Source organism: Buchnera aphidicola (Drepanosiphum platanoidis), from assembly GCF_964020165.1.
Classification (GTDB): Bacteria; Pseudomonadota; Gammaproteobacteria; order Enterobacterales; family Enterobacteriaceae; genus Buchnera_J; species Buchnera_J aphidicola_BL.
The window spans coordinates 168761-194426 of record NZ_OZ026537.1 but is presented as its reverse complement, the minus strand read 5'-3'; the positions used below and the strand labels follow the sequence as shown (position 1 = coordinate 194426).

Annotated in this window: 18 protein-coding genes, 2 tRNA genes, 2 rRNA genes and 1 other RNA gene; 12 read left to right on the top strand and 11 right to left on the bottom strand. The window is 20.7% G+C overall.

Annotation, left to right across the window (positions count from 1 at the left end; genetic code table 11):
• Window positions 1-34 precede the first annotated feature (34 nt).
• Window positions 35-475 carry a peptide deformylase gene (def, locus tag AACL42_RS00870; RefSeq protein WP_425333443.1) on the bottom strand — a complete coding sequence of 147 codons (441 nt, stop codon included), beginning with the start codon at window positions 473-475 and terminating at the stop codon, window positions 35-37.
• Between the two features lie 153 nt (window positions 476-628).
• Here def and AACL42_RS00865 point away from each other — a divergent pair, with 153 nt between their 5' ends.
• From AACL42_RS00865 to cspE, 6 genes are all read left to right on the top strand, one after another.
• Window positions 629-1192 carry a Sua5/YciO/YrdC/YwlC family protein gene (locus tag AACL42_RS00865; RefSeq protein WP_340147637.1) on the top strand — a complete coding sequence of 188 codons (564 nt, stop codon included), beginning with the start codon at window positions 629-631 and terminating at the stop codon, window positions 1190-1192.
• Complete coding sequence (aroE, locus tag AACL42_RS00860) at window positions 1185-2021, top strand: shikimate dehydrogenase (RefSeq protein ID WP_340147636.1); 837 nt, start codon at window positions 1185-1187, stop codon at window positions 2019-2021. Before AACL42_RS00865 ends, aroE begins: the two co-directional genes overlap by 8 nt.
• 168 nt (window positions 2022-2189) lie before the next feature.
• Window positions 2190-2262, top strand: a tRNA-Glu gene (locus tag AACL42_RS00855).
• 229 nt (window positions 2263-2491) lie between these two features.
• A 23S ribosomal RNA gene (locus AACL42_RS00850) occupies window positions 2492-5454 on the top strand.
• A gap of 155 nt (window positions 5455-5609) precedes the next feature.
• Window positions 5610-5725 (top strand): 5S ribosomal RNA (gene rrf / locus AACL42_RS00845).
• Between the two features lie 429 nt (window positions 5726-6154).
• Window positions 6155-6364 carry a transcription antiterminator/RNA stability regulator CspE gene (gene cspE, locus AACL42_RS00840; protein ID WP_011091543.1) on the top strand — a complete coding sequence of 70 codons (210 nt, stop codon included), beginning with the start codon at window positions 6155-6157 and terminating at the stop codon, window positions 6362-6364.
• Window positions 6365-6481: 117 nt separating this feature from the next.
• Here cspE and AACL42_RS00835 read toward each other — a convergent pair whose 3' ends face one another.
• Window positions 6482-6745 (bottom strand): DUF493 family protein, encoded by a 264-nt coding sequence (locus AACL42_RS00835; protein WP_340147635.1) that lies wholly within the window; start codon window positions 6743-6745, stop codon window positions 6482-6484.
• 84 nt (window positions 6746-6829) lie between these two features.
• On the opposite strand from AACL42_RS00835, the gene cysS reads away from it, so the two are divergent.
• The gene (cysS, locus tag AACL42_RS00830; protein ID WP_340147634.1) at window positions 6830-8257 is read left to right on the top strand and encodes a cysteine--tRNA ligase; all 1428 of its coding nucleotides are present in this window, start codon (window positions 6830-6832) and stop codon (window positions 8255-8257) included.
• Window positions 8258-8314: 57 nt separating this feature from the next.
• Here the strand turns inward: cysS and AACL42_RS00825 are convergent, their stop codons facing one another.
• A complete protein-coding gene (locus tag AACL42_RS00825) occupies window positions 8315-9163 on the bottom strand; it encodes a bifunctional 5,10-methylenetetrahydrofolate dehydrogenase/5,10-methenyltetrahydrofolate cyclohydrolase (protein WP_340147633.1) in 849 nt (282 codons plus the stop codon).
• A gap of 130 nt (window positions 9164-9293) precedes the next feature.
• Between AACL42_RS00825 and AACL42_RS00820 the strand changes: the two genes are divergently transcribed.
• Window positions 9294-9367, top strand: a tRNA-Arg gene (locus AACL42_RS00820).
• A gap of 64 nt (window positions 9368-9431) precedes the next feature.
• On the opposite strand, the gene AACL42_RS00815 is transcribed toward AACL42_RS00820, so the two are convergent.
• The 3 genes from AACL42_RS00815 to dnaX form a co-directional block, all read right to left on the bottom strand.
• Window positions 9432-10094, bottom strand: a complete 663-nt coding sequence (locus tag AACL42_RS00815; protein ID WP_340147632.1) for an adenylate kinase family protein — start codon at window positions 10092-10094, stop codon at window positions 9432-9434.
• Window positions 10095-10236: 142 nt separating this feature from the next.
• On the bottom strand, window positions 10237-10569 hold the full coding sequence (locus AACL42_RS00810; protein ID WP_340147631.1) for a YbaB/EbfC family nucleoid-associated protein: 333 nt from the start codon (window positions 10567-10569) through the stop codon (window positions 10237-10239).
• 56 nt (window positions 10570-10625) lie between these two features.
• Entirely contained in the window at window positions 10626-11759 is a 1134-nt protein-coding gene (gene dnaX / locus AACL42_RS00805; protein ID WP_340147630.1) for a DNA polymerase III subunit gamma/tau, read from the bottom strand.
• Window positions 11760-11921: 162 nt separating this feature from the next.
• On the opposite strand from dnaX, the gene ffs reads away from it, so the two are divergent.
• Window positions 11922-12019, top strand: an RNA gene (ffs, locus tag AACL42_RS00800) — signal recognition particle sRNA small type.
• A gap of 38 nt (window positions 12020-12057) precedes the next feature.
• On the opposite strand, the gene AACL42_RS00795 is transcribed toward ffs, so the two are convergent.
• From AACL42_RS00795 to clpP, 5 genes are all read right to left on the bottom strand, one after another.
• Window positions 12058-13794: an ABC transporter transmembrane domain-containing protein gene (locus AACL42_RS00795; protein WP_340147629.1), complete on the bottom strand. Its 1737-nt coding sequence runs from the start codon at window positions 13792-13794 to the stop codon at window positions 12058-12060.
• Between the two features lie 33 nt (window positions 13795-13827).
• On the bottom strand, window positions 13828-15582 hold the full coding sequence (locus tag AACL42_RS00790) for an ABC transporter transmembrane domain-containing protein (RefSeq protein WP_340147628.1): 1755 nt from the start codon (window positions 15580-15582) through the stop codon (window positions 13828-13830).
• 1768 nt (window positions 15583-17350) lie between these two features.
• Window positions 17351-19687: an endopeptidase La gene (gene lon, locus AACL42_RS00785; protein WP_340147627.1), complete on the bottom strand. Its 2337-nt coding sequence runs from the start codon at window positions 19685-19687 to the stop codon at window positions 17351-17353.
• 89 nt (window positions 19688-19776) lie between these two features.
• On the bottom strand, window positions 19777-21027 hold the full coding sequence (clpX, locus tag AACL42_RS00780) for an ATP-dependent Clp protease ATP-binding subunit ClpX (RefSeq protein WP_340147626.1): 1251 nt from the start codon (window positions 21025-21027) through the stop codon (window positions 19777-19779).
• A 57-nt stretch (window positions 21028-21084) separates the two neighbouring features.
• Window positions 21085-21702, bottom strand: coding sequence for an ATP-dependent Clp endopeptidase proteolytic subunit ClpP (gene clpP, locus AACL42_RS00775; RefSeq protein ID WP_425333442.1), 618 nt, complete (start codon window positions 21700-21702; stop codon window positions 21085-21087).
• Between the two features lie 363 nt (window positions 21703-22065).
• On the opposite strand from clpP, the gene AACL42_RS00770 reads away from it, so the two are divergent.
• The 3 genes from AACL42_RS00770 to AACL42_RS00760 all read left to right on the top strand — a co-directional run bounded on the left by AACL42_RS00770 (window position 22066) and on the right by AACL42_RS00760 (window position 25662).
• Window positions 22066-22941, top strand: coding sequence for a cytochrome o ubiquinol oxidase subunit II (locus AACL42_RS00770; protein WP_340147625.1), 876 nt, complete (start codon window positions 22066-22068; stop codon window positions 22939-22941).
• A gap of 118 nt (window positions 22942-23059) precedes the next feature.
• Complete coding sequence (gene cyoB / locus AACL42_RS00765) at window positions 23060-25015, top strand: cytochrome o ubiquinol oxidase subunit I (protein ID WP_340147624.1); 1956 nt, start codon at window positions 23060-23062, stop codon at window positions 25013-25015.
• Window positions 25016-25041: 26 nt separating this feature from the next.
• Window positions 25042-25662 (top strand): cytochrome c oxidase subunit 3, encoded by a 621-nt coding sequence (locus AACL42_RS00760; RefSeq protein ID WP_340147623.1) that lies wholly within the window; start codon window positions 25042-25044, stop codon window positions 25660-25662.
• The last annotated feature ends 4 nt before the right edge of the window (window positions 25663-25666 follow it).

The following is a 25666-nucleotide window of genomic DNA, read 5'->3' as shown; positions in this document are numbered from 1 at the left end:
TTTTTTCTAATTTTTATTTTTTATTATTATAAATCTAATAGTCTAAAATTAATTTTCCTTTTAAATGATCTAATTCATGTTGTATACAAAACGATAAATTGGATTGAGCTGATATTATATTTTTTTTTCCATCATGATTTAAACTATATAATTTCAAATAATTATATCTAGGAACTTGAAAAAATTTTTTTGGAACAGATAAACATCCTTCTTCAGACATTATAATTTTTTTTTTATTTATTATTTTTGGATTTATTAAAATCAGTGGGTTTCTTAATGGTTTAATAATTCCAATAACTATAATTTGTAAATTGATATTAACTTGAGTTGCTGCTAATCCAATTCCATTGTATAAATACATAGTATTAAACATTTTATGAATAATTTTTTTAATTTTTTTGTTTATTTTTTTTACAGGTTTTGCTATTTTTCTCAAATTTTTATCAGGATATTTTAAGATTTTAAAAGTTGACATTATATTAATTTTTATTTTTTTTTAGAGTAAAATGATTTTTATATTTTTATTATAAATAAAAATTTTTATTTTTAAAAGAATTTATTATATAAAAAATTAATAAAATAATTTTTATAATATATTTTTTAATATAAAATATTAAGGAATTTTTTAATGTCAAAAATATTAAAATCAATTTTTTTATGTGTAAAATATTTACAATTAAATAAAGTAATAATTCATCCTACAGAAGGATTTTTTGGTTTAGGTTGTAATCCAGATAATTATAAAGCTATAAAAAAGATTATTATTTTAAAAAAAAGAGCTTTTAATAAAGGTTTTATTTTAATTGCTCATTCTTATGAATTACTTCGACCATATATTTCAGAAAAAAAAATAACTTTTTCTATGAAAAATAAATTTTTAAATAAAACTTTTGATTTCATTACTTATTTGGTTCCTTCAAATCCTCATAATCCATCTTGGATTAATGGAGGGTCAGATTTAATTGCTGTAAGATTGACTAATCATAATATCTTAAAAAAGTTATGTTTTTTATTTGGAAAACCTATAATTTCTACAAGTGCAAATTTATCAGGTTTAAAGCCTTGCAAATCTTTAAAAGAGATCATTCAATTTTTTGGAAATAAAATTCCTATTTTAAGTCATACTTTAGGAAAAAAAAAAAAAAGTTCTAAAATTTTAAATTTAATGACAGGAAAAGTTATACGTGAATAAATTAAATTTTAAAAATTATTTTGCTGTTTTTGGTAATCCAATCAGTCATAGTAAATCACCTATTATACATAAATATTTTTCAAAAAAATCTAATATTAATAGTCGATATATAAAATTATTATCTAGCACAAAAACGTTTTATTGGGATCTTATTAAATTTTTTTATCGTTTTGGATTAGGAGCAAATATTACTTTGCCTTTTAAAGAAAAAGCTTTTAATTTATGTGATAAATTGACAAAAAGAGCAAAATTATCAGAATCTGTAAATACTTTAAAAAAATTAAAAAATAATTTAATATTAGGAGATAATACTGATGGAATAGGATTAATATCAGATTTAAAATCATATAATTTTACATATAATAATAAAAATCTTTTATTATTAGGAGCTGGAGGGGCATCTAAGGGAGTAATACCAGATTTATTAAAAGATAAATTTAATATTTTTATTTTAAATAGAACTTTTAAAAATGCTCTTTTATTAGAAAAAAAATATAAAAAATTGGGTTTAATTAAAGCTATTTCTTATGATTTTATAAAAAAAAATTTTTTTGGAATTATTATTAATGCTACTTCTTTAAGTATTTTAAATAAAATACCGAATTTACCGAATTTTATTATTTCAAAGAACATTATTTGTTATGATATGTTTTATCAAAAAAAAGATACTATTTTTTTAAAATGGTGCAAAAATTTAGGAGCAAGGTATACTTTTGATGGTTTAGGTATGTTAATACATCAAGCTGCTCATTCTTTTTTTTTATGGCATGGAATTTTTCCTAATATTAAAAAAAATTTTTTATCTTTAAAAAAAAAAATTTTTTTATAAAAATAATTTTTATAATTATTTTTAACATTTATAATTTTTTATTTTTGATAAAAAAGCTTGACTCTTGAAAAGGATTATGTATTATTAATACTACATTAATAAATTTTAAATTTTTTAAAATTTTTAATTTTTTTTTAATTAATAAATAATTTTTTTTTATTTTTTTTAGTCCTCTTCGTCTAGCGGTCTAGGACACTGCCCTTTCACGGCAGCAACAGGGGTTCAATTCCCCTAGGGGACAAAACGTTTTACAAAAAAATAAAAAAAAGATTTGTTTTTTTTGAATAATATGTTATTATTTATTATTATTAATTTTTATAGATATTTTTTTTAAATTTTTATTTTAAAAATATTAAAATATTAAATATTAAAAAATTAATAAAAAAAAATATGTTCTTTAAAAATTTGGAATAAAGAAAAATAAAATTTTTTTTATTTTTTTTAAAAATAAAGACATCTGTGGGTTGTAAGGTTAAGTAAGTTAAGCGTATATGGTGGATGCCTTGGCAATCAGAGACTATGAAGGACGTGCAAATCTGCGAAAATCGTCGGTAAGCTGATATGAAGCGTTATTAACCGTCGGTATCCGAATGGGGAAACCCGGCATATTTTATATATGTCATTATTTATTGAATCAAATAAATAAATAAAGTAAACCAAGGGAACTGAAACATCTAAGTACCTTGAGGAAAAGAAATCAATTGAGATTCCCTAAGTAGTGGCGAGCGAAAAGGGATCAGCCCAGAGTAATATAAATAAAACAAATTTTAGTAGAATAATTTTGGAAAAAATTAGCGATACAAGGTGATAGCCCCGTATATAAAAAAGTTTGTTTTATTTACTCAAAAAGTAAAACGAGACACGAGAAATCTTGTTTGAAGATAGGGGGACCATCCTCTAAGGCTAAATACTCCTGATTGACCGATAGTGAACTAGTACCGTGAGGGAAAGGCGAAAAGAACCCCTGTTAGGGGAGTGAAATAGATCCTGAAACCGTATACGTACAAGCAGTAGGAGCTTTTTTTTTGTTATTTTAAAAAATAAAGTGACTGCGTACCTTTTGTATAATGGGTCAGCGACTTGTATTCTGTAGCAAGGTTAACCGTTTAAAGGGGAGCCGAAGGGAAACCGAGTCTTAAATAGGCGATTTTTTTTAGTTTCAGGATACAGACCCGAAACCCGGTGATCTAGCCACGGACAGGTTGAAAGTTAGGTAAAACTAATTGGAGGACCGAACCGACTGATGTTGAAAAATCAGCGGATGATCTATGGCTAGGGGTGAAAGACCAATCAAACCGGGAGATAGCTGGTTCTCCCCGAAAGCTATTTAGGTAGCGCCTCGTGAAATTCATCTTCGGGGGTAGAGCACTGTTTCGGTTAGGGGGTCATACTGGCTTACCAATCCGATGCAAACTCCGAATACCGTAGAATGTTATCACGGGAGACACACAGCGGGTGCTAACGTTCGTTGTGGAAAGGGAAACAACCCAGATCACCAGCTAAGGTCCCAAAATTATAGTTAAGTGGGAAACGATGTGAGAAGGCATAAACAGCCAGGATGTTGGCTTAGAAGCAGCCATCATTTAAAGAAAGCGTAATAGCTCACTGGTTAAGTCGGCTTGCGCGGAAGATATAACGGGGCTAAACTATATACCGAAGCTGTGACAATAAAATTTTTATTTTAATTATTTTATTGGGTAGGGGAGCGTTCTGTAAACCATAGAAGATATATTGTGAAATATATTGGAGGAATCAGAAGTGCGAATGCTGACATGAGTAACGATAAAGCAAGTGAAAAACTTGCTCGCTGAAAAACTAAGGTTTCCTGTCCAACGTTAATCGAGGCAGGGTTAGCCGATACCTAAGGCGAGGCTGAAAAGCGTAGTCGATGGACAACAGGTTAATATTCCTGTGCTTAATTTTACTGCGAAGGGATGACGAAAGAGGTTAAATTATCTAGGCGACGGTTGTCCTAGTTTAAACGTTTAGATGTTAATATTTAGGAAAATCCGAATATTATTTAAATTAAGGCGTGAATACGAGTTATTAAGGTAACGAAGTAATTGATACCATATTTCCAAGAAAAGTCTCTAAGCTTCAAGTAAAATTAAATCGTACCACAAACCGACACAGGTAGTTAGGTAGAGCATACTAAAGCGCTTGAGAGAACCCAGATGAAGGAACTAGGCAAAATGGTGCCGTAACTTCGGGAGAAGGCACGCTAACTCGTAAGTAAAAAGATTTACTCTTGGAGCTGAAGTTAGTCGAAGATACCAGCTAGCTGCAACTGTTTATTAAAAACACAGCACTGTGCAAACATGAAAGTGGAAGTATACGGTGTGACGCCTGCCCGGTGCCGGAAGGTTAATCTGAGAGGTTAAAATTTTTTTTAAAATTTGAAGCTTTTACGTGAAGCCCCGGTAAACGGCGGCCGTAACTATAACGGTCCTAAGGTAGCGAAATTCCTTGTCGGGTAAGTTCCGACCTGCACGAATGGCGTAATGATGGCTAGGCTGTCTCCATCTGGGACTCAGTGAAATTGAAATTGCTGTGAAGATGCAGTGTACCCGCGGCAAGACGGAAAGACCCCGTGAACCTTTACTATAACTTGACATTGATTATTGGAGCTTAATGTGTAGGATAGGTGGGAAACTATGAAGTTAAATCGCAAGTTTTAATGGAGTTGCCCTTGAAATACCACCCTTTAAATTTTAATAATCTAACCTAATACCTGAAACAGGTATAGAGACATTGTCTGGTGGGTAGTTTGACTGGGGCGGTCTCCTCCCAAAGAGTAACGGAGGAGTACAAAGATTGGCTAATTACGGTTGGAAATCGTGAGGTTAGTGCAAAGGCATAAGCCAGTTTAACTGAGAGCATGATAATGCAATCAGATGCGAAAGCAGGTCTTAGTGATCCGGTGGTTCTGAATGGAATGGCCATCGCTCAACAGATAAAAGGTACTCCGGGGATAACAGGCTAATACCGCCCAAGAGTTCATATCGACGGCGGTGTTTGGCACCTCGATGTCGGCTCATCACATCCTGGGGCTGAAGCAGGTCCCAAGGGTATGGCTGTTCGCCATTTAAAGTGGTACGCGAGCTGGGTTTAGAACGTCGTGAGACAGTTCGGTCCCTATCTGTCGTGGGCGTTGGAAGATTGAAGGGATCTGTTTCTAGTACGAGAGGACCGAAATGGACGCATCACTGGTGTTCGGGTTGTCATGCCAATGGCATTGCCCGGTAGCTAAATGCGGAAAAGATAAGTGCTGAAAGCATATAAGCACGAAACTTACCCTAAGATTAATCTTCCCTGAAATTTTTAACAAAATTTACTGAAGGGACGTTGAAGACTACGACGTTGATAGGCTGAATGTGTAAGCACAGTAATGTGTTAAGCTAATCAGTACTAATTTCCCAAGAGACTTAACCTTACAACACCAGAGATGTTTTTTTTAAAAAAAATTTTTAAATTATAATAAAAAAAATATTTTTTCTTTTTCCAAATTTTTTTAAAAAAATTTATTTTTTATCTTTAAAAATATATTTAAAATTATATATTATAATAATTAAATATATTTTTAAAAAACCTGGTAAATATAGTGTAATGGTACCACCTGAATCCATTCCGAACTCAGAAGTGAAACATTATAACGCCAATGGTAGTTCGGGGTCTCCCTGAGTGAGAGTAGGTAATTACCAGGTTTTAAATTTAATAAAAAATCAATTTAAAAAAATAAAAAAATAATAATTTTTAAAATTTATTTCTTTAAAACATGTAACCTTCCTTTTTATTATTTTCCTTAAATATATAATTTTCCTTAAATATATATAAAAAAAAATTTTTAATATTTTATGAACAATTTAAAATTGTAAAATAATTTTTATTGCAATTTTGTAATTAATGTTTTATATTAAAATAAAAAAAGTATTATAATAATAAAATAATTTAATAAATTTTTAATAAAAATTATTGTTTTATTATTTTTTTAATTTTTATAAAATATTAAAAATATAAAAATTTTTTTATATTTTATATTTTATATAAAAAAACAATTTGAATTTTATTTAAAACTAATTTTTTTAAATAATTTAAAAATTTTAGTTTATATTTTTATGCAAAGGTAATAAAAGATGTCCAAGATTAAAGGTAATGTTAAGTGGTTTAATGAATCAAAAGGATTTGGATTTATTACTCCTGAAGATGGTAGTAAAGATGTATTTGTTCATTTCTCAGCAATTCAAAGCAATGGCTTTAAAACTTTATCAGAAGGTCAAAGTGTAGAATTTGAAATTACTGAAGGAGCAAAAGGACCATCTGCTGCTAACGTTATCAGTTTATAAATAAAAAGTTTTTTATAAAATAAAAATTTTTAATATTTAAAGTTATTAAAAAATTTCAAAATTAAACTGTTCAGTGCAACTGAAGTAAATAACTTTAGTTGCACTGAAAAAAATTTTTTATAATACGATTTTAACATTATAAATTTTTTTAAAATTTTTATAAAAATATATAATATTTTTAAATTTTTTTATATATATTGTTACAGAAAAAGAAATATATTTATTTTTATAACTATTTTTTTTTTTAATATTAAATTTTTTAATTTTTTTTTTTTTTATTAATTTTAAAATTTTTTTTTTAATATTATTTTTATTATATCCAATTATTTTAAAATTAAAATAACATGGAACTTTTATTAATTTTTTTAATTTATTAAACATTTTTATATTTTAAATTTTTAAATATTTTAAAAGAATTAACATAAATTTTTATTTTTATAAATCTTCGAATAAAAGAATTTTAATATGTTAAAAATTTTTAATACTTTAACTAAAAAAAAAGAAATTTTTAAAACAATTTATAAAAAAAAAATATTTATGTATGTGTGTGGTGTGACAGTTTATGATAGTTGTCATATTGGTCATGCAAGAACATTCTTATTTTTTGATATGATTGTAAGATATTTTAAAATTTTAGGTTATTCTGTAAAATATGCAAGAAATATTACAGATATAGATGATAAAATTATCAAAAAATCTTTATTAAATAATCAAAATTGGAAAGATTTTGTGAATTTAATGATTACTAAAATGAATCAAGATTTCAAAAAATTGGATTTAATGTCTCCAACTTTTGAGCCTAGAGTTACAAAATTTATTAAAGAAATTATATATTTTATAAAAAAATTAATTAAATTAGGTTTTGCTTATATACATAAAAATGGAGACGTACTTTTTTCAATTAAAAATTATAAAAAATATGGAGAATTGTCTAATTTATCAGTATTGCATTCAAATAAAAAAATAAAAAAAAAAAATATATTATTTTTAAAAAAAGATTTTGTATTATGGAAAATAAATAATAAATATAAAAAACCTTTTTGGGCATCTCCTTGGGGAAATGGAAGGCCTGGTTGGCATATAGAATGCTCGGCTATAAATCATAAAATATTTAAATCAAAGCTTGATATTCATGGAGGTGGAAATGATTTAATATTTCCTCATCATGAAAATGAAAGAGCACAATCAGAATCTTTATGTTTAAAAAATAAAAAATATTCTAATTATTGGATACATACAGGCATGATTATTGTTAATAAAAATAAAATGTCTAAATCTTTAAATAATAGTTTATATATTTCTGATTTATTAAAAAAATATCATCCTGAAGTTATAAAATATTATTTTTTATCTACAAATTATAAACATCCAATTTTTTTTAGTTTTAAAAATTTAAAAAATTCTGAATTAAAATTAAAAAAATTGTATTTATCTCTTTTATTTTTAGATTTAAAATTTAAAGATAATATTTTAAAGAAAGATTTATTAATACAAAAATCTAAATATTTTAAATTATTTTATAAATTTATGAATAATGATTTTGACACTTATAATTGTCTATTAATTTTAATGAATTTGTCTAAAAAAATTAATATTTTAAGAAGTTTTTCTAAAATAAATAAATCTAAAATTAAAAAATATTCTTTTATACTTTTAAGATTAGGAAAAATTTTAGGATTTTTTACGTGTTCACCTAAAAAATTTTTAAAATGTAATTTAAAAAAATTTTATAGTACAAAAAAAATTTTGTTAATTAAAAATTTAGTGTATAAAAGAAATATTTTTAGAAAATTAAAAATGTGGAAAAAATCAGACAAAATAAGAAAAAATTTATTAAATTTAGGAATAAAAATTGAAGATCATTTACATAAAACTATAATTATGAAAAAATAATATTATTTATTTTTGTTGAACTTTATATAAAATTAATTATAAAATAATTTATTTTTATTATATATTTTTTATACAAGAGTTTAAAGTATTTTTCAATAAAAATGTTATAGTCATTGGTCCTACTCCACCAGGAACTGGTGTAATATAAGAAGATTTTGATTGGACAGATTTAAAATTTACATCTCCTATAATTTTATTTTTTATAAAATTTATTCCTACATCTATAATAATTACTCCTTTTCTAAGATATTTTTTATTTAAAAAATTTGGTTTTCCAATAGCAATAATAATTACTTGAGCAATTTTAAGATATGATTTTAAATTTTTTGTAAATTTGTTTGTTATAGTTACAGTATATCCATATGATAACAATTTTAATGCCATTGGTTTTCCAATTAAGTTAGAGTTACCTATAATTAAAATATTTAATTTTTTTAAGTTAATTTTATATTTTTTTAATAAATGCATTATTCCTAAAACTGTACATGATTCAAAATATTTTTTTTTTTGAAAAAATAATTTTTTATAATTGTAATTTAAACCATCTACATCTTTTTTAAAAGATATTTTTTTAATTAATTTGATTAAATTTAAATTTTTTGGAATTGGTAATTGTAACAAAATTCCATGAATTTTTGGATTTTTATTTAATTTTTTTAAAATTTTTAAAATTTTTAATTCTAAAATGTTTTCTTTTAAATAAAAAATTTTTAGTTTAAACCCTACTTTTTTACATGCTATTATTTTATTTTTTACATAAATTTTAGAAGCACAATCGTTTCCAATTAAAATAATTGCTAATCCAGGTATTGATAATTTTTTTATTTTTCTTTTTAATACAATTTTTTTAATTTTTTTTTGCATTTTTTGTGCTATTTTTTTTCCATTCATTATTTTAAATTTCATAATAATCCTTTTTTAAACTTTATACAATTTATTTTTTAATGTATTAATAAATAAACTAGTATTTTGAAAAAAATTAAATTATAATAATTTTAATAATTAAAAATTAATTAATATTAATTTTTAAGTTAATGCACTTTTAGCTCAGTTGGATAGAGCAACGGCCTTCTAAGCCGTGGGTCACAGGTTCGAATCCTGTAAAGTGCAAAAAAAAAATTAATTTTTTTATATTTTAAAAATTTTAAAGAATAAAAATAATTTTTTATAAAATTTAAAATTTAATAATTTTTTTTTCTAAAAATTTTTTTATTTTTTTCTTAATTAGTTTAATTTTTTTTTCTGAATTAATTGTAAATAAAATTATTTTTTTTTTTTTTTGTTTTTTTTTAAAAAATAAAATTAAAGGTTTATTAATTTTTTTATATTCTATAATTCTTTTTTTTAAAATATTAATTTTATCATCTTTTCGAACAATTAAAGATTCTCCTGTAATATCATCACAATTTTTTTTTATTGGAGGATTAAACACATCATGATAAATTCTTCCTGATTTTAAATGTATTTTTCTTCCTATAGCTCTATTTAAAATAGTTTTTGTATTTGCTTTTAGTTGAATTACATAGTTAATTTTTATTTTTTCTAATTTCATCATTTTTGCTTGATCCAAATTTCTAGGAAAACCATCTAATAAATATCCATTTTTACAATCTTTTTTTTTTATTCTTTTTTTTATTAAAGAAATTACGATTTTATTTTTTACTAATTTTCCGTTATTGATTCTTTTTTTTACATATTTTCCAATTTTTTTATCTTTTTTTATAATATTTCTAAGCATATTTCCTATAGATATTTGAGGAATTTTATATTGTTTAGAAATATATTGAGCTTGAGTTCCTTTCCCTGAATTTGGAGGTCCGATTATAATTATTTTCATATTATTTTTATTTATATTTATGTCAAATAGTTGTAAGTGTTAAGAAAATATTTTAAATTTTTTAATTATAAAATTTTTAAAATATTTAATAAATATATTAAATTATACATATATTTTTTTAAATTTTTTTTAAAAACAATAATTATAATGGAAAATTCATTCCAGGAGGAATTGGAATTTTATCAGATAGAAGAGACATTTTTTTTTTCTTTTCTTCAGATATTTTTCTAATAGCATCATTAAAAGCAGCTATTATTAAATCTTCAATAATTTCTTGATCGTTTTCTTTAAATAATTTTTTATTTAATTGTATATTTTTACAATTATTTTTTCCATTTAAAGTAATTTTAACTAAACCTGCCCCTGATTCTCCAATCACTTCTATTTTAGAAATTTTTTTTTGAATTTTAGAAATTTTTTTTTGCATTTTTTGAGCTTGATTCATTAAATTAGTTATATTATTTTGATTAATCATAATTTTTTTTCTTAAGTAAAATATGTTATACAAAAATTTTTTAACATTATATTTTTTTAAATTTTTTTAAATATATTGTTAATAATTTTTAAATTATAGTGTGTTTTTATTTGAAATGTATATAAAATAGTAATTTCTAATCCAATTTTTTTAGAAGGAGAATATATAATATTTTTTCTTCCTTTTAAAAAGTTAATATAATATTTTTTAATATCTTTATAGTCAATATTTTTAGAAATTTTTTTTAAAATTATATTTTGATTTTTATTATAAAAATTATTTTTTAATTTACATGAGATAGATTTTAATAAATATAAATGATAAAATAATTTCATAATTTCTATTAATATTTTTTCTGGATCTATTCCTAAAAAATAAAATTTATTAATTAAGTTAATACATTTTTTAGAATTTTTTTTTAATAAATTTTTAAATAATAGAAAAATTTTTTTATTTTCTAATACCCCCAACATTTTTTGAATGTTTTTTAGTGTTATATTTTCTTTGCATAAATCTATAGATTGTTCAGTGATACTAATTGCATCTCTTACGCTTCCAGAAGAAAATTCTGAAATTAAATCTAATGAATTATTTTCAAATTTTATTTTTTCTTTTTTTAGAATGTATGAAAGTCTATTTTTTATATTTTTTTCAGATAATTCTAATAATTTAAATACCATACATCTACTAATAATTGTTTCAGGTATTTTTTGTATTTCTGTAGTGGCTAATATAAATTTTACATATTTTGGTGGTTCTTCCAGAGTTTTTAATAAAGCATTAAAACTATGTTTAGATAACATATGTATTTCATCTATTAAATATATTTTAAATCTTTCTTTCATTGGAAAATATTTTACATTTTCTAATATTTCTCTTATATCTTCTACTTTATTTTTTGATGCTGCATCAATTTCTATTAAGTCTGGACTAGAATTTTTAGATATTTCTTTACATGAAGAACAAACATGACAGGGTTGATATGTAATTTTTTTTTTACAATTTAAACATTTTGCTAAAATTCTTGCAATAGTAGTTTTTCCAATACCTCTTGTTCCATGAAATAACCATACTTGATGTATTCTGTTTAAAATTAAACTATTAGAAATAGCTTGAATAATATATTTTTGACCAATAATTTCTTTAAAATCTTTAGGTCTCCATTTATTAGAAAAATTTTTATAATTCATATTTTAATATTTTTTATTAAATTAATTTGTTATGTTAACACATTTATATTCATATAGCATTTTATTTTATTTTTTAAAAATTTTTAAATTTATAAAATTACATTAAATAATTTTAATAATTTCTTGTATTTTTTTTTTTTATATAATATTATATAAATTGTTCCAGTATATTTAAAAGCTGTAATTTTGAAATACTAAAGTCAGGTCCGGAAGGAAGCAACTTTATTCAAAATAATACAGGCATTTAAATATGCTGTGAACTAAAAATTTTTTTAAAAAACTAAAAAATTTTTAATTCTTAATTATTTTGAGCATTATACATTTTATAATATTTTGATTTTAATTTCATTAAGTTTTTATGAGTTCCCCTTTCAGCAATTATTCCATTTTCTAAAAAAAATATTTCATCAGAATTTACAATTGTTGATAATCTATGCGCAATAATTATTAATGTTGTTTTTTTTTTTAATTTTAATAAAGTTTTTTGAATAATTTTTTCAGTTTCAGAGTCAATGTTAGATGTAGCTTCATCTAATATTAATATTTTTGGTTTTAAAATTAACGCTCTTGCTATTGAAATTAATTGTTTTTGTCCGGAAGATAAATTATTTCCAGATTCTCCTAAATTTGTATAAATTCCTTTTTTCATATTTTTTATAAAATTTTTAAATTCTTTTAGATTAATGCATTTTAATATTTTTTTTTGTGAAAATTTCCTACCTAAATCAATATTTTCTAAAATTGTTCCTGAAAGAATTGTTGGTTCTTGCTGAACTAAAGATATTAATTTTCTAAATTTTTTTTTCGAAAATTTTGATATTTTATATGGACCTATTTTAATACTTCCTTTTGTAGGCTCATAATATCTCATTAATAAACTTACTAATGTACTTTTCCCACTCCCAGTATGTCCTACAAAAGAAACAAAACTATTTTTTTTTATTTTAATGTTAATATTTTTTAAAATATTTTTTTTTGTGTTTTTATATTTAAAGTTTAAATTTTTTATTTTTATTTCACTATTTTTGATATTTTTTTTTATATTTCCATATTTTTGTTTTTCTTTGTCTAATATTTTAAATATTCTTTCTCCAGCTACAATTGCTTTTTGTAATAAAGGTTGTTGACTAGCAACTGATATTAATGGTTCATTTAATCTATTAATATAGCTAATAAAAGCATATAAAATTCCTGGTTGAAAAATTTTTACATAATGTGTAGTACATAAAACTATAAGTTGGCAAAGTACTAAAGAAGATAATAAACTTAATAAAGGGCGTAATAAATATCCTTCTAATTTCATAGATTTTATTTTTTCATCGTAATAAGAAGTACATACTTTTTTTATTCTATTTGAATATTTTTTTTGTTGTCTAAATTGTTGAATGACTAAAAACCCATTTATTATTTCATTAAATTCATGATATGTTTTTGAAATATAATGTCTTATTTTTTTTATAATAGGAACACTATATTTTTTATATACAAAAATAACTATAGTTACTACAGGTAACAATAATATAGAAGCTAATGCCATATGCCATTCTAATGAAAACATTGCAATTAATACAGTACTCACTAAGACAAAACTATTAACTAAGGAACTAAAAACAGAATCATATAAATCTCTAACAGATTCTGTGTCGTTTATAATCTTAGATGATATTTTTCCAGCAGATTTGTTATCAAAAACATTCATTGGTAATTCTAATGTAGACTTCATTAATTTTCGTCTAAGTTTTTGAGTTATTTTAATAGAAACTGTATTAAAAGTTATATTTTGTAAATAGTATAATGTAACTGCAGAAAATTGTAGAAATATAAACAATATTATATATATAATAATAAGAAACAAGGAAAAATAATGTTTTTCTAATACATTTTTTATGAAATTACTAATTAATATAGGAGATAGAACTTCTGCTAAAGCGGCAGTAAGTAATAAACTTACTCCTAACAAAAGAGATTTTTTATAATATAATCCATGATAAATCAATCTGTTAATAATTAACCAGTAATTCATAGAAGATTTCATTTAAATTTCCTGTATTTTTAATTTTTTTATAATTTACCTAAAATTTTGATATTTGTAAGTATTATTATACCAATTTTTTTTTTTCATTAGTTCTTTGTGTGTGCCTTTATCTTCAATTTTTCCATTTTTTAAAATAATAATTTTATTTGAATCACTAATAGAAGATAATTTATGTGAACAAATTATTAATGTAATTTTATATTTTTTTCTTAAAAAATTTAAATTTTTAAGTATAGATTTTTCTGTATTAGCATCTAGAGCAGATAAGGAATCATCAAGAATTAATATTTTTGATTGAGAAATTAAGGCTCTAGCAATAGATATTCTTTGTTTTTGCCCTCCTGAAAGTAAAATTCCATGTTCTCCAATTTTAGTATTGTATGAAGACGGAAATTTTATAATTTCTTCATGAATTTTTGCTAACTTTGAAAATTTTATTACTTCTTTTAAGCAAGTTTTTTTTTTTCCTAAAGAAATATTATTGTAAATAGTATCTGAAAATAAAAAAGATTTTTGATTCACTACAGAAATTTTTTTTTTCCAATATTTTTGTGATATTTCTTTAAATGTTTTTCCTTTATAAAAAATCTCTCCGTAACAAACATCTAAATTTTTCTGTATTAAAGATAAAAGAGTGCTTTTACCTGAACCAGTGGGTCCACAAATTCCTATTTTTTGTTTAAGAGGTATTTTAAAAAATATATTTTTTAATATTACATTAGTTTTTTTTAAATATGAAAACTTTTTAATTTTAATATTAATGTTATTATTTTTAGAATAAAATTTTTTAATTTTTGAGTTTTTTTTTATTTTTATATGTTTTTTATTTTTATATTTTGAATTCATAACTTTTTGTATTCTTTTCCAAGCTGCGGTACCTCTTTCAACAATATTAAACATCCAAGCTAAGGCTAACATAGGCCATACCATTAAACTTAAATACATAATAAAGCTAGTAAGTTTTCCTAATGTAATAATTTGATTCCATACTAAATATCCTCCACCTGAAATTGCTAAAAAGTTAGAAACTGCTATAGAAGAATATATTACAGGGTCAAATTTTGAATCTATTTTAGTGACTTCTATATTCGATTTGCTAGAAAGTTTTGCTACTTCAAAGAATTTATTTAATTGTTTATTTTCTAAGCCAAATGTTTTAATCATTTTTATATTATTTATAATATCTTGTGTTTTATTGTTTAATAATGATAAAACTCTTTGAGATTCATAAAATGTTTGATGTAAAAATTTTCCATATTTTTTAATAATAATTACCATAAAAGGCATAGGAATCATAGAAAAAAATGTTAATTTCCATCCTACTTCTTGGCACATTGCAATTGTCGTGAAAATACTCATTACAAAAGAGTCAATTAAAGTTAAAACACCCTCTCCAGCAGCAAATACTATTCTTTCAATATCATTATTTACTCTTGTAATTAAATCGCCGGTTTTATTTTTAATATAAAAATTTAAATTTTTTTTAATAATAGCTTTATAAAATTGTACTCTTAAATAAACTGAAAGTTTGTATGAAGCTGAAAATAATAAATATCTCCATCCACATCTTAAGAAATAAATAAATATAGCAGTGGTAATAATAACAATAATCCAAGGTAAAACAAATTTTATATCTACTCGATCCTTCATTATAAAATCAACTAATACACCTACTATTTTTGGGGGTAATAGTTGAAATATAGAGACCATGATTAATAATATTAATGTTCCTAAATAATTTTTCCATTTTTTAATTAAGTGCCATTTTAAATAATTAAATAGTTGCACATAACAACCTTAAAAATAAATTTAAATATTTTTATTTAATGTAACAATATTTTTAAATATTGTATAAAATTGAGAATTTAATGTTTTTATATAATTATAATATATTTAATATATTACAATTTTTTTATTTTTTTAATAATTATATATTACATGTTTTTATAATTAAAATTTTATTTTTTAAAGTTAAATAATTTTTATATTTTAATAAATAATTTTATTTTTTCAATGTTATAAATATAAAAATTACATAGTTTTTTTAATAAGAATATAACTTTATATTTAGAATATAATATAAATTTATTATTTTTTAAAAAAAATATTTTCATATATTTTTTTTTTTTTTAATTATAAAACATTATTGATATTTGTTATCAATAACGGAAATTATAAGAATTTATTTGATTAGAATATAAAAAATAAAATTTAAAAATTCAATATTTTTAAATAAAATATTTTTAAATTTTATTTTTTTTTAGAGCTAAAATTAATATTAAAATTTTTATTTTTTAAAATTATATTTTTTATTATTTAATTTATTTACAGCGTTTTTTAATTTTTTTTTATGAATACTTTTAATAATTTTTTTAAAATAATTTTTAAATTTAATATTATTTTTTTTATTTTTAAATAAATTAAATTTTTTTAATATTTTATTATAAATAATTTCACACACATAAATAATATTAATTAAATATATAATGTTATAAAATTTTATTTATAGTTTTATTTTTAAATTTTTAAATAATTTTCAGAATTAATTTTATAGATATATATAAATTTTTAATTTTTAAAATTTTTTTTAATTTTTAAAATTTTTTTTTAATTGAATAAAATTTGTTTTATTAATATGTGTAATTTTTTTTTTAGGATATAATATTAAATATTTTTTTAATTTTTATTAATTTTTTTGAGATTATTTTTTTCAATAAAATTTTAATTCTTTATTTTTATATAAGTTTTTTATTAATTTTTTTTTATATATATTAATTTTATTTTTGTTTAAAATGATTTTTATTTTATTTTTTTAAAATTTATTAAAATATATTTTATTGTATATATTTATTTTAATAAAAACATATTTAACTGATTTATGTGTACTTATAATTTAAAATTTTTTTAGAATATATTTTTTTTATTTATTAATTTGTTTGAATTAAATCAAAATTTATTTTTTTATTTATTAAAAATTTTAATTTTTTTTATTTTTTTAAATTTTTATAAAATATTTTTTTATAAATATTTTTTAAGAATGTTCAATATAAATATAAAACAAAAAAATTTTTATTATTGTAAAAATTATTATAAAGTATAAAAAATAATTTTATCTGTAAATAAATTTTTTTATTTTTTAAATTTTACTTTTTAAATATTATATTTTAAAATTCTTAAGTAATTATAAATTAAAAATATTCATATTATAAAAAAATAATTATAATTTTTTAAATTTCTAATAATTTTTATTTTTAATATTTTATAGTTATTTTTATATTATAAAGTATTTTTTAAAATTTTTTTATTAAAATTTATAGATTTTAAAATTTTTTAAAATATTAATAATATAAATAAATATTTACATTTTTATACATTTTAGTTATTATTTTTTTTTAATATTTTAGTTGAAAAATAAAAATATTAATTATTAATTTAATTAATATTCTATTTATTTTTAAATAATATTTGAATTAATAATTAATAATAAAATAATTTGTTTAAAAAAAAAAGTAATAATATTAAAATTAATAAAAATATTTTAATATTTGTAAATTTATTATTTTTTTTTATAGATCTTTTTTAATGATAATTTTAATGCATCATCTAAATTTTTTATAGGATGTATAATTAATTTTTTAGTAATATTTTTTGGAATTTCTAAAAGTTCTTTTTTATTTTTAAAGGGTATCAAAACTTCTTTTATACCACTTCTTCTTGCTGCTAAAAGTTTTTCTTTTAATCCTCCAATTTGTAAAATTTTACCACATAAAGTAATTTCACCTGTCATCGCAATTTTAGATTTTACTGGTATTTTAGTTAATGAAGAAATTATTGAGATGCAAACTGAAATACCTGCACTTGGACCGTCTTTTGGTGTTGCTCCTTCAGGAACATGAATATGTATATCATTATTTTTATAAAAATCTTTCGGTATTTTTAAAATTTTTGCTTTAGATCTAATTAATGTTATAGCAGCTAAAATTGATTCTTTCATTATTTTCCCAAGATATCCAGTATTTTTAAGTTCTCCTGTTCCTTTTATACATATTGACTCTATTGTTAATAAATCTCCTCCTGTTCCAGTCCATGCTAATCCATTTACTTGTCCAATATAATTTTTATCGTCTTTTTCATTATAATAATATTTTGAAATTCCTAAATATTTTTTTAAATTTTTAGTATTTACACTTATTTTTTTTATTTTTTTTTTAATAGATAAAATTTTAACTACTTTTCTGCATATTTTAGAAATTTCTTTTTCTAAAGATCTGACTCCAGATTCTTTAGTATAATTATTTATTATTTTCATTATTGATTTTTTTGAAATTTTTAATTCATATTTTTTTAATGCATTTTCTTTTATTTTTTTTGGTATTAAATAATTTTGAGAAATTTTTAATTTTTCTTCTTCTGTGTATCCGTTTAGTTCAATAATTTCCATTCTATCTAGTAATGGAATAGGAATATTGTTAGAATTTGCTGTTGCAATAAACATAATATCAGAAAGATCGTAATCTATTTCTAAATAATGATCATTAAAAGAATAATTTTGTTCAGGATCTAAGACTTCTAATAATGCAGAAGATGCATTAGATCCAATTTCATAAGACATTTTATCAATTTCATCAAGTAAAATTAATGGATTTTTTACTTTAGATTTTATAATTTTTTGCATTAATGTTCCTGGCATTGAACCAATATATGTTCTTCTATGACCTCTAATTTCAGATTCGTCTTTAATTCCACCTAATGAAAATTTAATATATTTTCGGCCAGTAGCTTTAGCTATTGATTTTCCTAAAGAAGTTTTTCCTACTCCTGGGGGTCCAATTAAACAAAGGATTGGGCCTTTAATTGTTTTTTTTGATCTATTTTGGACCGATAAATATTCTAAAATTCTTTCTTTAATATCATTAATTCCATAATGATCATAATTCAATATTTTTTTTGCTTTTAAAATATTTTTTTCAATTTTACTTTTTTTATTCCAAGGAACTTTTATCATCCATTCAATATAGTTTTTAATAACATAATATTCTGAAGATTGAGAATTTATAATTTTTAATTTTTCAATTTCTAATTGAATTTTTTTTTTTATATTTTTAGGAGCTTGCAATGATTTTATTTTATTATTTTTAATAAATTTTTTTGAACTTTTTTTTTTTATTTTATTTAATTCTTTTTTTAGTTCTTTAATTTGTTCATTTAAATAATATTCTTTTTGGCTATTTTCAATTTTATTTTTAATTTTTTTTCTAATATTTTTTTCTATTTTTAATAATTTAATTTCTGATTCAATTTGAATCATTAATTTTTTGATTCTTTTAATAATATTTTTATTTTTGAGTATAAATTTTTTATATTTTATTTTTAAAGGCATATGTATAGTTATTGTATCAACAATTTTTTCATGATTTTTAATATTTTTAACAGAAGATAAAATTTCTACAGGAATTTTTTTATTATAAGAAATATAAGTTTGAAATTGTGAAATTAAAGTCCGAATTAATATTTTTTGTTTTTTATTTTTTTCATTTGATTTAGTTTTAATTAATTTAATTTTTCCAAATAAATATTTATTATTTTTTTTTATAGATATTAAAGATGCTCTTTGCAATCCTTCTATAAGAATTTTAAGAGTTCCATCAGGAAGTTTTAACATTTGTAATATGTTTGAAAAAGTTCCTACAGAAAAATATTTTTTTTTTTTTTTAATAGAAGATATTTTTTCAGTAACTAAAAAAATTTTTTTATTTTTTTTCATAGATGATTTAACACATTTTATTGATTTTTTTTTTCCAATAAATAATGGCATAATCATATTAGGATAAATTATAATCTCTTTTAATGGTAAAATTGGAATTTTTATTTTTTTAGAATTTTTTATTTTCATGTAATCTTCTCTTTTTAATTTTTTTAAAAAATATTTAAATATATTAAAATATTTTTTAAACACGAAAAAATTTTTAATTGTTCTATTTTTTAATATTTATTTTTAAATTTTAAAATTGGATTTTTTTTTCTGTTTACAACATCTTTATTAATATATATTTTTTCTACATTTCTCATTGATGGAAGTTTGTACATGATATTTAATAAAATTTTTTCTAAAATTGATCTTAATCCTCTTGCTCCAGATTTTTTTTTTAAAGCTTTTTCTGCAATTTTTTTTATAGATTTTTTATCAAATTTTAATTTAACTCCTTCTAATTTAAATAAAGTCTTATATTGTTTAATTAGAGCATTTTTAGGTTTACATAAAACTTTTATTAATGCTTTTTTATTTAAATTTTTTAAAGTAGAAATAATTGGAAGTCTACCGATAAATTCTGGAATTAAACCGAATTTAATTAAATCTTCTGTTTCAATTTTTTTTAATAAATTTTTTTTAAATTTATTTTTTTTTTTATTTTCTTTAATTTCAGCTTGAAATCCAATAGAAGATTTTTTTTTTATTCTATCTATAATAATTTTTTTTAATCCTTTAAAAGTTCCACCACAAATAAATAAAATTTTAGAAGTATCTAGTTTTAAAAATTCTTGTTGTGGGTGTTTTCTTCCCCCTTTTAAAGGAACTGAAGCAATTGTTCCTTCTATTAATTTTAATAAAGATTGTTGTACTCCTTCTCCAGATACATCACGAGTAATAGATATATTATTAGATTTTTTTGCTATTTTATCGATTTCATCTATATAAACAATCCCATGTTGAGCTTGATCAATATTATAATTACATTTATGTAATAATTTTTGTAAAATGTTTTCTACATCTTCTCCTACATAACCAGATTCAGTTAATGTAGTAGCATCAGAAATTGAAAAAGGAACATTTAAAATTTTTGCTAAAGTTTCGGCTAATAAAGTTTTTCCGCTTCCAGTTGGACCAATTAATAAAATATTACTTTTTCCTAATTCTATTTTTTTTTTTATTTTTTTTTCAAAATAAATTTTTTTATAATGATTATAAACTGCAACAGATAAAATTTTTTTTGAATATTTTTGACTTATAATATAATTATCTAATTTTTTTTTAATTTTTGCGGGTATTATTAATTTTTTTGATTTATAAAAAATTATTTTTTTTTCTTTTTTATTTAAAATTTTATAGCATAGATCTACACATTCATCACAAATATGAGCGGAATTTCCAGCAATTATTTTTTTTACTTCAGATTGTTTTTTTTTACAAAAAGAACAATTTAAATAAGAATTTTTATTATACTTTTGAATCATTTATATATTTTACCTTAAATTTTTTTTGTTTAGATCTAAATTTAAACATTTTTGTTTTTATCGATTTTTTAATATTTTGTCTATAATTCCATATTCTAAAGCTTTTTTTGCAGATAGAAAATAATCTCGTTCTGTATCTTTATAAATTTCTTTGATTGTTTTTTTTGTATTTATAGAAATTATTTTATTAATTTTATTTTTTATTTTTAATATTTCTTTAGCATGTATTTCAATATCTGAGGCTTGTCCTTCATAACCTCCTAAAGGTTGATGAATCATTATTCTAGAGTTTGGTAAACTAAATCTTTTTCCTTTACTACCTGAAGATAATAATAAAGCCCCCATAGAGCATGCTTGACCAATACATAATGTATTTACTTTTGGTTTAATAAAGTTCATAGTATCATAAATAGCTAATCCTGAAGAGATTATCCCTCCTGGAGAATTAATATATAAAAATATATCTTTTTTACTATTTTGGGATTCTAAAAATAATAATTGAGCAATTATTATATTTGCTTTTTGATCTTCTATGGGTCCGATTAAAAAAATAATTCTTTCTTTTAATAATCTAGAATATATATCATATATTTTTTCTCCGTAAGAATTTTTTTCTGTAATCATTGGAACAATTTCTGAAGTATTTTTTATATTAAAATATTTTTTATTATTCAAAATTTTGACCTTTAATGTATTATTATTTTTATAGAATATTATACATATTAATTTTAATATTATATTTATTTTTATTATTTTCTAATGTTAATCATAAAAAAATTTTTTATATTATTCATTATTTTTTATTTTATTTTTAATATTTTGAAAAATTATTTTTAAATTTTTAAAGATTTAAAAACAATTTTTTATTTTATCATTTTTTTCTTTTATTATTATTAATTTTTATTAGTTGGTTTTGTGCAAAAAATTTTTATTTATTTTTTTATAAATTTGTCAGAAAAATAATAATTTTTTTAGTGTATTATTAAAGATTAACATATTTAAAATTTTAAATTTTATTTTAATTTTTGAGGTTAATTTATGAAAATTTTTAAAATAAAAAATTTTTTTTTTAAATGTTTTTTTTGTATATGGTTTTTTTTATATTATAATAATTTTGCTTATTCTCAAGGATTATTTAGTCCTAAAGGATTTTTTTCATATAGTCAAATTTCTTTATTTTATACAGCGTTTTTTACGATGTTAATATTAATTATTCCAGTTATTTTATTAGTTTTATTGTTTCTTTGGGTATATAAATATAACATTGTATTAAAAAAGTATTCTTTTCCAATTTTTAATCAAAAATATTCTCCAAATTGGAATCATTCTTACAAAATTGAATTTTTTTCTTGGGGTATTTCAATTATTATTATTTTTTTTTTAGCTATTTTATCTTGGAAAAAAACTCATGAATTAGATCCAAAAAAATATTATAGTTTTAAAAAAAGTCCAATTTTTATTAATGTAGTTTCTATAGATTGGAAGTGGATATTCATTTTCCCCAAAGAAAAAATAATTTCTGTAAATGAGTTATGTATCCCTATTAATACTCCTATTGTGTTTAATATCACATCTAATTCTTCAATGAATTCTTTTTTTATTCCTCAATTAGGTAGTCAAGTTTATGCTATGCCTGGAATGATTACAAAATTAAACTTAATTGCTAATTCTTCAGGAATTTTTAAAGGCATTTCTTCAAATTATAGTGGAAGTGGTTTTTCTAATATGAAGTTTAAAGTTTTTGTTACTTCTAGAAAAAAAAATTTTTTAAAATGGGTAAATAAAATAAGAAATTCAAAAAACTTTATTTTAAACGTTAATGATATTAAAAATATTTCTAAAAATAATAATGAAAAATATTTTTATTATTTTTCACGAAAATTATTTAATCAAATAGTTAAAAGTTCAAAATAATTTAAATAATTTTTTTATTTAAAAAATTTTATTTTTTTTATTTAAAAATTTTTTTAATATTTGTTAAACATTTTATATTTTATTTCTACATATATTTATTTTTTAAGGGTTATGAAAAATGTTTGGAAAATTAACTTGGAATGCTATTCCTTATAACGAACCAATTATAATGATAACTTTTTTATTTTTATTTATATTAGTTTCATTATCAACGTTTTTAATTTTTTATTTACAGAAATGGAAATATTTATGGAACAATTGGATTACAAGTGTAGATCATAAAAAAATTGGTGTAATGTATATTTTTTTAGCATTTGTTATGCTTTTTAGAGGTTTTGTAGATGCTATTATGATGAGAGCACAACAATTCTTATCATCTGCTGGAAAAACTGGTTTTTTGCCACCACATCATTATGATCAGATATTTACTGCTCATGGAGTAATAATGATTTTTTTTGTGGCTATGCCTTTAGTAATTGGTTTAATGAATATAGTAATTCCTTTACAAATTGGAGCTAGAGATGTTGCTTTTCCATTTTTAAATAATTTAAGCTTTTGGATGACAGTTAGTGGAGCTGTTTTAATAAATTTGTCATTATTTATAGGAGAATTTGCTTCTACTGGATGGTTAGCTTATCCTCCATTATCTGATATTACACATAGCCCAGGGGTAGGAGTAGATTATTGGATTTGGAGTTTACAAATTTCAGGTATTGGAACTACTTTAACAGCAATAAATTTTTTAGTAACAATATTAAAAATGCGAGCTTCAGGAATGTCTATGATGAAAATGCCAGTTTTTGTTTGGACAACTTTTTGCTCAAATTTATTAATTATTTCGGCTTTTCCAGTATTAACTTTGACTCTTTTATTACTTACATTAGATAGATATTTTAATTTTCATTTTTTTACATCTAATTTAGGTGGTAATGTAATGATGTATATTAATTTAATTTGGATTTGGGGCCATCCAGAAGTATACATATTAGCTCTTCCAGTTTTTGGTATTTTCTCTGAAATAGTAGCTACTTTTTCAAAAAAATCATTATTTGGTTATAAATCTTTAGTTTGGGCTACAGTTTCTATTACAGTATTATCTTTTATAGTGTGGTTGCATCATTTTTTTACAATGGGCGCTGGAGCTAATGTAAATGCATTTTTTGGTATTACTACCATGATAATTGCAGTTCCTACTGGAGTAAAAATTTTTAATTGGTTATTTACAATGTTTCAAGGTAGAATTTTTTTGCATTCTTGTATGTTATGGACAATAGGATTTTTAATTACTTTTTCAATTGGTGGAATGGCTGGTGTTTTATTATCATTACCTCCAGTAGATTTTGTTTTGCATAATAGTTTATTTTTAGTTGCTCATTTTCATAATGTAATTATTGGTGGTGTTGTTTTTGGTTGTTTTGCTGGAATTACATATTGGTTTCCAAAAGTTTTTGGTTTTGTTTTAAATGAATCTTGGGGTAAAAGAGCTTTTTGGTTTTGGATTACAGGTTTTTTATGTTCTTTTATTCCTCTTTATTTTTTGGGTTTTATGGGAATGACTAGAAGATTAAGCCAAAATATTGATTTAGAATATCATAATTTATTATCAATATCTTTTTTTGGTGTATTTTTAATTTTAACAGGAATAATTTGTCAAATTATACAATTTATAATTTCTTTTAAAGAAAGAAAAAATAATATTGATCATACAGGAGATCCTTGGGATGGAAGAACATTAGAATGGTCTATACCTTCTCCTGCTCCTATATATAATTTTTCTAATATTCCAGTAGTAGAGCATAGAGATGATTTTTGGTTTAAAAAAAAAAAATTGTTTAATAATAAAAAAACATTTTTTAAAGACATTTATATGCCTAAAAACGAATCTAATGGTTTTTTTATAGGATTTTTATCTTTAGTTTTAGGCTTTTCATCTGTTTGGCATATTTTATGGTTATTTTTATTATCTTTATTTTTTATTTTTTGTTTTATAATTATTAGAAGTTTTGTAAAAAAAAATAAATTGTTAATAAAAGTATCTATGATTAAAAAAATAGAAAATTTAAAAAAAAAATAATTGTTTTTATATAGAGTTAAAAAAATATGAATAAATTTAATTTTAGTGAAAATAATATTCCAAAAGAAAATAAAAGCATAATTTTTAAAAATTTTAGTAAAAATTCAGTGTTTGGTTTTTGGATTTATATGATGAGTGATTGTATAATTTTTGCTACTATGTTTGCAGTATATGAAGTAATGTTAAATAGCATATCTAATGATTTTGATAAAAAAAAATTTTTTCATTTATCTATTGTAGTTTTTGAGACTTTTTTTTTATTATTAAGTTCTTTATTTACTAGTATTTTAATAAATTTTTTGAATAAAAAAAATAAAAAAAAAATATTTTTTTATTTTTTTTTAATATTTTTATCAGGATTAACTTTTATTTTTTTAGAAATATTTGAATTTTTAAATTTAATAAAAGAAGGTTATGTTCCTCAAAAAGATGGTTTTTTATCTGCATTTTATAGTTTGTTATCATTACATGGAATTCATATAATTTTTGGTCTTTTATGGATTATTTTTTTATGTATACAAATTTTTTTATTTGATCTTATAAAAAGTGTTCGAACTCAAATATTTTGTTTTAGTATTTTTTGGCATTTTTTAGATATTATATGGATATTTTTATTTAGTTTTGTTTATTTAATAGGAGCAATATAATATT